Below are 7,041 nucleotides of genomic sequence, written 5' to 3'. Positions count from 1 at the left end.
GGCGGGCCGGCGGCGGGCCGGCGGTACGGCGGTCTTCCCCGCCGCGACGGCGCTGGCCGCCCCGCTGTGGGTGCTGGAGCGCGGCGTGTGCAGTTGGCTGGCGCTGGCCCGGCGGGTGTTCCGGGGCGGCGTCCCGTACGCCGGCACCCGCGTCCGCCGCGCCGCCCACTTCGAACGCACCCTCCGCTCACGCCTCCGCCAGCGGTAAGGAAGGGCCCCTCTCAACGCCTCGCGTAGAGGAAGGGCCCCTTCTTAACACCGCCGCGCACCGCCGCGCACCCGCGCGCAGCGCACACGACAGCTCGCGGCCACTCCCCGGAACGCTCCGGATAGTGGCCGCGAGCTGCGGCGTACGGTGCACCTCGGTCAGTACCGCACCTGGTCGCGGGACTGCTGCGCCTGGTCCTTGACGTCCTGGGCGGCCGACTTCGAGTCGTGCTTGACCGCCTGCGCAGCGTCCTGCGCGGTCGACTTCACCGACTGGGCGGCGTTCTGCGCCGGCTCGCGCAGCTCTTCCTTGATCTCGGTGGCGACCTCGCCCAGCTTCTCCTTCACCACGCCGGTGTGCTCGCTGGCCTTCTCCTTGACCTGGGTGGCGACCTGCTGCTCACGGCGGGTGGCCGGGATCAGCGAGGACGCCAGCCAGCCGACGCCGAAGGCGATGAGACCGGCGGCGAGGGGGTTGCCCTCGGACTTCTGGCGGATGACGTGCGGGGCGCTGTGCGCGGCGTCGCTCACCGTCGAGGCGGCCGACTGCGCCTTGTCGCTCACCGTCGACGCGGCGGAGTGCGCCTTGTCGCTCACCGTGGAGGCCGCCGAGGAGGCGTGCCCGCCCGCCGCGTGGGCGCCGTGCTGGGTGCTGTGGCCGAGGTCCGACGCGGTTCCCATTACCTTGTCCCTCACATTCTGCAGCGCGCCACGGACCCGCTGCTTGCGGTCGTCGACGATGCGGGCGGGGCTGACCTTGTACGCCAGCGCGTCCACATCAGAGCTCAGGTTGTTCCGGGTGTATTCGATCTCCCGGCGGATCTGGTCCGGGTCGGTGCTCATCGGGTGACCTCCTGCGGGTGGGGCTTGAGCGCGTCGGGGATACGCTGCACGCTCTCGTTGGTCTTCTTGAGGCCGCGCACCTTCTCGGCGTTCTTCCTGGCCATGGAGTAGAGGACGGCCGCGATGGCACCCCAGATGACGGCCACGATCAGCGCCGCCCAGCCGGCGTCCATCACGTTGGACAGGCCGGCCCAGAGGGCGAGCGACAGGAACAGGGCCACCATGTAGCCGCCGAAGCCGGCGCCACCGAAGAACCCGGCGGCCTTGCCCGCCTTCCTGCCCTCCTCGCGGATCTCCGCCTTGGCCAGTTCGACCTCCTGCCGCATCAGCGTGGACAGGTCGGTGGTGACCGAGCGCATCAGCTCGCCGATGGAGCTGTTGCGCACCTCGTCCGCGTCGTGCGGGTGGTACCCGGGGTCCGCTCCGAACCCCTGCGTCGGCATGCTCACGCCGCCGCCTCCCTTCGGGTGATTCGGTGGCTCACGGACGGGTGGTTCCGCTGGACGGCACGCCCGGCAGCGGGTCGGTCTGGCTCACCGGGGGCAGCGGCTGGCCGGTGCCCCCGGCCGGGTCCGCGTAGCTGGTGGTCGTCCGCGGGTCCGGGTAGGCGGCACCCTGGCCGGAGTAGCCCGGCGTCGGCTCGGCGTACGTTCCGGGGGTCGGGTCGAGGTAGCCGCCGGCCGGCATCGTGCGCTGCACGGGCGGCGGGGTCGGAATGACGGCGGTCCGCTCCGGGTCGTAGCCGGCACCCGAGCCGTACGCGTGCTGGCCGGAGTCGTTGGTCGCGGCGATGTTCTTCGTCAGCCGACCGGCGAGCACACCGAGCACGGCGGCGCCGACGAGGAAGGTGCCGGGGTTGCGGCGGGCGTAGTCGCGTACCTCGTTGACGAGGTCGCCGGGCTCGCGCTCCTCCAGCCAGCCGGCCACGCCGTGCACGCGCTCGGCTGCCTGGTGGGCGAGTTCCGCCACCGGGCCGGACTGGCCGCTGCTCTGCGCCATCGAGCGCATCTCGTCGGCCAGCGACCGGAGCCCACCGGCGGCACGCCGCTGCTGCTCACCGGTCTGGCTGGCGAGCTGGTTGCGGGCCTCGCCGTAGAGGTTGCGCGCCTGGCGCCTGGTCTCGCCGACCACTTCGCGGCCCTGCTCCTTGGCCGTCTCGGCGACGGCGCCACCGGCCTGCTTGGCCTCCGAACCGACGTGACGGGCCTGGTCGCGGACGTTACCGCCGTTGGTCGACTCCTGCCCGTACGTGGAAGACGTGGGTGACAGATCGTAAGTCATGATTTCCCTTCCGCTCGGATAGTCGTCGCGGTTGTGCTGGGGGTTTACGGCGGCGATTCCGCTGCCGTCGTTATTCACCTACCCTGCGTTCCGGCTTCCATACCTGATCCGCCATTTCTCTGCGACGCCGTCGGTCGTGACTGGACAATGGAGGATCGTCGCCGTCGGTGACGGACGGTGCACGCCGCGGGGCGGGGGTTCCGCGGCTCCACGGAGGTGACGTCGATGGCACGCAGAGCACGGGACGGCCGGGGCCCGAGGCAGAAGGTGCAGTTGGCCGCGCTGGCGACGGCCGCGGCCTTCCTGCTGATCGGGGTGCTCGGGTTCGTCCCCGGCATCACCACCGGGTACGACGGCATGGACTTCGCCGGTCACCACTCGGAGGCGAAGCTGCTCGGCCTGTTCCAGGTGTCGATCCTGCACAACATCCTGCACCTGGGGTTCGGCCTGGCCGGTCTGGTGCTGGCGCGCAGCGTCGGCGGGTCCCGGCTCTTCCTGGCCGGCGGCGGCGCCCTCTACCTGGGACTGTGGCTGTACGGCCTGGCCATCGACCGGGAGAGCGCGGCGAACGTCATCCCGGTCAACAACGCCGACAACTGGCTGCACCTGTTCCTCGGCTTCGGCATGCTCGCGCTCGGGCTGCTGCTCTCCAACCGGGCGGGCACCGGTGGCCGGCTCGACACCCCCTTCGACCGCCCCTGACCGGGTTTGCCAGCGCACGACCCAGGGCACCAGCGGAGCGTCACCGACCCTCGACGAGGAGGTCGCCATGCCGCGCTGGCTGCGGAACAACGCCCTCGCCCTGACGATGTTCGGCGCCTTCGCGGTGTTCCTGGTCCTCCAGAGTTTCTTCGGCTGGCGGACCAACAACGAGGAACTGGCCGAGTTCGGCGCCGCGCCGATCAGTTGGTTCGCGTACCTGGGCAGCGGGCACTTCGCCGAGGCGGTCTTCGAGAACTGGGAGTCGGAGTTCCTCCAGATGGGCGGCTACGTGCTGCTGACCGCGTACCTGGTGCAGCGGGGCTCGGCCGAGTCCAAGCCGGTCGAGCAGACCGACCGGCCGGAGGACGACGAGCGCCGGGCGACGCCGGAGTCCCCGTGGCCGGTGCGCGCCGGCGGCCTGCCGCTGGTGGTCTACCGGAACAGCCTCTCGATCGCGCTGCTGCTGATCTTCGCCGGCTCGTTCCTGGGCCACCTGCTCGGCGGGACCGCCGAGTACAACGCGCAGCAGGCGCTGCAGAGCGGCGCCCCGCCGGTCAGCGTGTGGCAGTTCCTCGGGACCAACGAGTTCTGGTTCCAGTCGATGCAGAACTGGCAGAGCGAGTTCCTCGCCGTCGGCACGCTGATCGTCCTGAGCATCTTCCTGCGCCAGCACGCCTCGCCGGAGTCGAAGCCGGTCACCGTGTCCCACACCCACACCGGCGACTGACGCGGGACCGTCCGGCGCCGGCCGCCGTCAGGCGGCGACCGGCAGCCGCTTGGCGAAACAGCGGGTGTACGCGCCGACGGCGTGCCCGCCACAGCCCCGGACCGGCTCGTATCCGCAGGCGGTCCAGAAACCGGCCGCCCCGCCCGGCGACGACCCCGTCCCCCGGCAGACCACCACGTGTCCGGCCTGGAACGCCAACTCCTCCAGCGTGGCCAGCAACTGCCGGGCGATGCCCCGCCCCCGGTACGCCGGCCGGACGTACACCGCGTGCAGCTCCCCGGTCCCGGGGTTCCGGGAGCGCAGCCCGCCACAGGCGACCGCCCGTCCCCCGACCACGGCGACCAGGAAGCGCACGTCGGCCGGTGTGCCGTCGGTGCGGTGACCGGCGGCGCCCAGCTCCCGCTGCCACGCCACCACCAGGGCTGCCAACTCCGGATCCGTGCCGGTGCGCGCGGTGATCAGCATCACCCGACGCTAGAGGCGGCGCCTTTCGCGGAGGTTTCCGCCAGTCGTCCCGGTCACGGAACGTGTCGTGCTATTCGTCGTCGTCCCGGTCGGCGTCGTACGCGTCGTACCCGTCCTGGACGGCGGTGCCGGCCTCGATCTCGTCCTCCGGGCGCTGCCGACGGGCCTTGCGGGCCGCCAGCCGCTCGGCGGCCCGGGCGCGGCTCGACGTCTCCTCCAGCCGGACGTCCGTGCCCCGGTTGCCGGGGACGAACTCGGCGCCGGCGTAGAGGGTGGGCTGCCAGTCGAACTCGCGCTCCCCGATCCGCACCAGGTCGCCGGGTTCGGCGCCGGCCTTGCCGAGCTTCTCCTCGACGCCCAGCCGGGCCAGCCGGTCGGCGAGGAAGCCGATCGCCTCGTCGTTGTCGAAGTTGGTCTGCCGCACCCACCGCTCCGGGCGGACGCCCTTGACCACCCAGGCACCGTCCTCGGCGGCTTCGATGGTGAACCCGGCGTCGTCGACCGCCTGCGGCCGGATCACGATGCGGGTCGGCTCGGCCGGCGGCGCGGCGCTCCGCGACTGCTCCACCAGCTCGGCCATCGCGTACGTCAGTTCCTTGAGCCCCTCGCGGGTGGCGGCGGAGACCTCGAACACGCGCAGGCCGCGCTCCTCCAGGTCGGGGCGGACGATCTCGGCCAGGTCCCGACCGTCCGGCACGTCGACCTTGTTCAGGGCGACCATCCGGGGCCGGTCGGCCAGCCCCCCGTACGCCTCCAGCTCCGCCTCGATCGTGTCGATGTCGGCGACCGGGTCGCGGCCCGGCTCCAGCGTGGCGGTGTCGATCACGTGCACCAGCACCGAGCAGCGCTCGATGTGCCGGAGGAACTCCAGGCCCAGCCCCTTGCCGGTGGCCGCGCCCGGAATGAGGCCGGGCACGTCGGCGACGGTGAAGGTGTGGTTGTCCATCCGGACCACGCCCAGGTTCGGCACCAGGGTGGTGAACGGGTAGTCGGCGATCTTCGGCTTGGCCGCGGAGAGCACCGAGATCAGCGACGACTTGCCGGCCGACGGGAAGCCGACCAGGCCCACGTCGGCGACGCTCTTCAGCTCCAGCACCACGTCGAGGTGGTCGCCGGGCTCGCCCAGTTCGGCGAAGCCGGGCGCCTTGCGGCGGGCGTTGGCCAGCGACGCGTTGCCGCGCCCACCGCGCCCGCCCCGGGCCACCTCGAAGGTGGTGCCGGCGCCGACCATGTCGGCCAGCACGGTGCCGTCCAGGGCGTGCACGACGGTGCCGTTGGGGACCTTGAGCACGAGGTCCCGGCCGTTGGCGCCGTCCCGGTTCGAGCCGGCGCCGCCCTTGCCGTTATCGGCCTTCACGTGCGGACGGAAGTGGAAGTCGAGCAGGGTGGTGACCTGCGGGTCGACGACCAGCGACACACTGCCCCCGTGCCCGCCGTTCCCGCCGTCGGGTCCACCGAAGGGCTTGAACTTCTCCCGGTGGATCGAGACACAACCGTGCCCGCCATCGCCGGCCTGCAGGTGCAGGACGACCCGGTCAACGAACGTCGCCACGGGCGTCAATCCTTCCAGCGAGGTCACGTCCCCGCACGAGAAAAGGCGAAGCGGGCCGGGACACGAGGTCCGCGGCCCGCTTAGCCGGAAAACTACTGCTGCGGCACGATGCTGACGGTCTTGCGACCGCGCTTGGTGCCGAACTGGACCGAGCCGGCGGACAGCGCGAACAGCGTGTCGTCGCCGCCACGGCCGACCAGGTCACCGGGGTGGAACTTGGTGCCACGCTGACGGATGAGGATCTCACCCGCGCTGACGACCTGACCACCGAAGCGCTTCACGCCGAGTCGCTGGGCCGCGGAGTCACGACCGTTACGCGAGCTGGACGCACCCTTTTTGTGAGCCATTGGAGGACGACCTACTTCCCGCTGGAGATGCCGGTCACCTTGACCTGGGTCAACGGCTGGCGGTGACCCTGGCGCTTGTGGTAGCCGGTCTTGTTCTTGAACTTGTGGATCCGGATCTTCGGGCCCTTGGTGTGCGCGGCGATCTCGCCGGACACCGCGACCTTGGCAAGCTTCGCCGCGTCGGTCACCAGGTCGTCACCGTCGACGAGGAGCACCGCGGTGAGCTTCACCGCGTCACCGGGGGCACCGGTGAGCTTCTCGACCTCGATCACGTCGCCCTCGGCGACCTTGTACTGCTTGCCGCCGGTCTTGACGATCGCGTACATCGGAGGCGGACTCCCTGTCGTTGAGGCTGGCGTCTGTTCCCACCGTTGCCGGTCGGTCGTTCCCACGGCGGCTCGCCGGGTAGCAGAAGCACGGCGGCGCGGGCACGCGGGAACTCGGCACACCAAAAGTGCGCCGCAGGCAAGAGTACGCCATCGCAGGCCGGACACCCAAACCGACCCCTCCGCACACCCCCCCGACGGGTACGACGGAGCCCCTCCACCGGGGATCCGGCGGAGGGGCTCGGTCGATGCTCGGTCAGCGCGTCACGGGCGCGTACGGCGGCGTGCCCCACCCCGACGGGACCGGCGGCGGCCGGTGCCACCCTCGGTCTCCTCGGCGTCGTCGTCGGAGATCGCATCCGGGTCGTCCGCCGCGGCCAGTCGGGCCGACTCGCCCGTCTGGGCGTCGCTGACAGCAGGGGCGGCCGGGGTGTCGGCCTCGTACCGGGACAGGTCGTAGCCCATCGTGTCGTGGTAGTCGGCCTCCACGACGGCGGCGGCACCCGCGCTGTCGGTCTCGGTGACCTCGGCCACGGTCCGCTCGGCCGCTACGCCCTTGCGCGCCCGGCGCCGGGACGAGACCGTCTCGGC

Annotated in this window: 9 protein-coding genes and 2 pseudogenes; 3 read left to right on the top strand and 8 right to left on the bottom strand. The window is 71.8% G+C overall.

Features of this window, described 5'->3' with window-relative positions:
* Positions 1 to 208: pseudogene (locus tag AB0I76_RS19010) on the top strand (glycosyltransferase family 2 protein); the annotation flags it as partial.
* A gap of 158 nt (positions 209 to 366) precedes the next feature.
* On the opposite strand, the gene AB0I76_RS19005 reads toward AB0I76_RS19010, so the two are convergent.
* The 3 genes from AB0I76_RS19005 to AB0I76_RS18995 are packed head-to-tail and all read right to left on the bottom strand — an operon-like array spanning position 367 to position 2,331.
* Complete coding sequence (locus AB0I76_RS19005; RefSeq protein WP_357036889.1) at positions 367 to 1,050, bottom strand: DUF3618 domain-containing protein; 684 nt, start codon at positions 1,048 to 1,050, stop codon at positions 367 to 369.
* Positions 1,047 to 1,499 (bottom strand): phage holin family protein, encoded by a 453-nt coding sequence (locus AB0I76_RS19000; protein ID WP_357036886.1) that lies wholly within the window; start codon positions 1,497 to 1,499, stop codon positions 1,047 to 1,049. Before AB0I76_RS19000 ends, AB0I76_RS19005 begins: the two co-directional genes overlap by 4 nt.
* Positions 1,500 to 1,530: 31 nt before the next feature.
* Positions 1,531 to 2,331, bottom strand: a complete 801-nt coding sequence (locus AB0I76_RS18995) for a hypothetical protein (protein WP_357036883.1) — start codon at positions 2,329 to 2,331, stop codon at positions 1,531 to 1,533.
* A 225-nt stretch (positions 2,332 to 2,556) separates the two neighbouring features.
* Between AB0I76_RS18995 and AB0I76_RS18990 the strand changes: the two genes are divergently transcribed.
* A complete protein-coding gene (locus tag AB0I76_RS18990; RefSeq protein ID WP_357036880.1) occupies positions 2,557 to 3,033 on the top strand; it encodes a DUF4383 domain-containing protein in 477 nt (158 codons plus the stop codon).
* Positions 3,034 to 3,100: 67 nt separating this feature from the next.
* On the top strand, positions 3,101 to 3,760 hold the full coding sequence (locus AB0I76_RS18985) for a DUF6766 family protein (RefSeq protein ID WP_357036877.1): 660 nt from the start codon (positions 3,101 to 3,103) through the stop codon (positions 3,758 to 3,760).
* A 27-nt stretch (positions 3,761 to 3,787) separates the two neighbouring features.
* Here AB0I76_RS18985 and AB0I76_RS18980 read toward each other — a convergent pair whose 3' ends face one another.
* The 5 genes and pseudogenes from AB0I76_RS18980 to AB0I76_RS18960 form a co-directional block, all read right to left on the bottom strand.
* Positions 3,788 to 4,225, bottom strand: coding sequence for a GNAT family N-acetyltransferase (locus tag AB0I76_RS18980; protein WP_357036874.1), 438 nt, complete (start codon positions 4,223 to 4,225; stop codon positions 3,788 to 3,790).
* A 70-nt stretch (positions 4,226 to 4,295) separates the two neighbouring features.
* A complete protein-coding gene (gene obgE / locus AB0I76_RS18975) occupies positions 4,296 to 5,777 on the bottom strand; it encodes a GTPase ObgE (RefSeq protein ID WP_357036870.1) in 1,482 nt (493 codons plus the stop codon).
* A 92-nt stretch (positions 5,778 to 5,869) separates the two neighbouring features.
* Positions 5,870 to 6,124, bottom strand: coding sequence for a 50S ribosomal protein L27 (gene rpmA / locus AB0I76_RS18970; protein WP_091072397.1), 255 nt, complete (start codon positions 6,122 to 6,124; stop codon positions 5,870 to 5,872).
* Between the two features lie 11 nt (positions 6,125 to 6,135).
* Positions 6,136 to 6,450: a 50S ribosomal protein L21 gene (gene rplU / locus AB0I76_RS18965; RefSeq protein ID WP_067312477.1), complete on the bottom strand. Its 315-nt coding sequence runs from the start codon at positions 6,448 to 6,450 to the stop codon at positions 6,136 to 6,138.
* 264 nt (positions 6,451 to 6,714) lie between these two features.
* Positions 6,715 to 7,041, bottom strand: a pseudogene (locus AB0I76_RS18960) (ribonuclease E/G); the annotation flags it as partial.

The sequence above is a fragment of the Micromonospora sp. NPDC049799 genome (genome assembly GCF_040656655.1).
GTDB lineage: Bacteria > Actinomycetota > Actinomycetes > Mycobacteriales > Micromonosporaceae > Micromonospora.
This window is presented reverse-complemented; position numbering and strand designations above follow the sequence as displayed.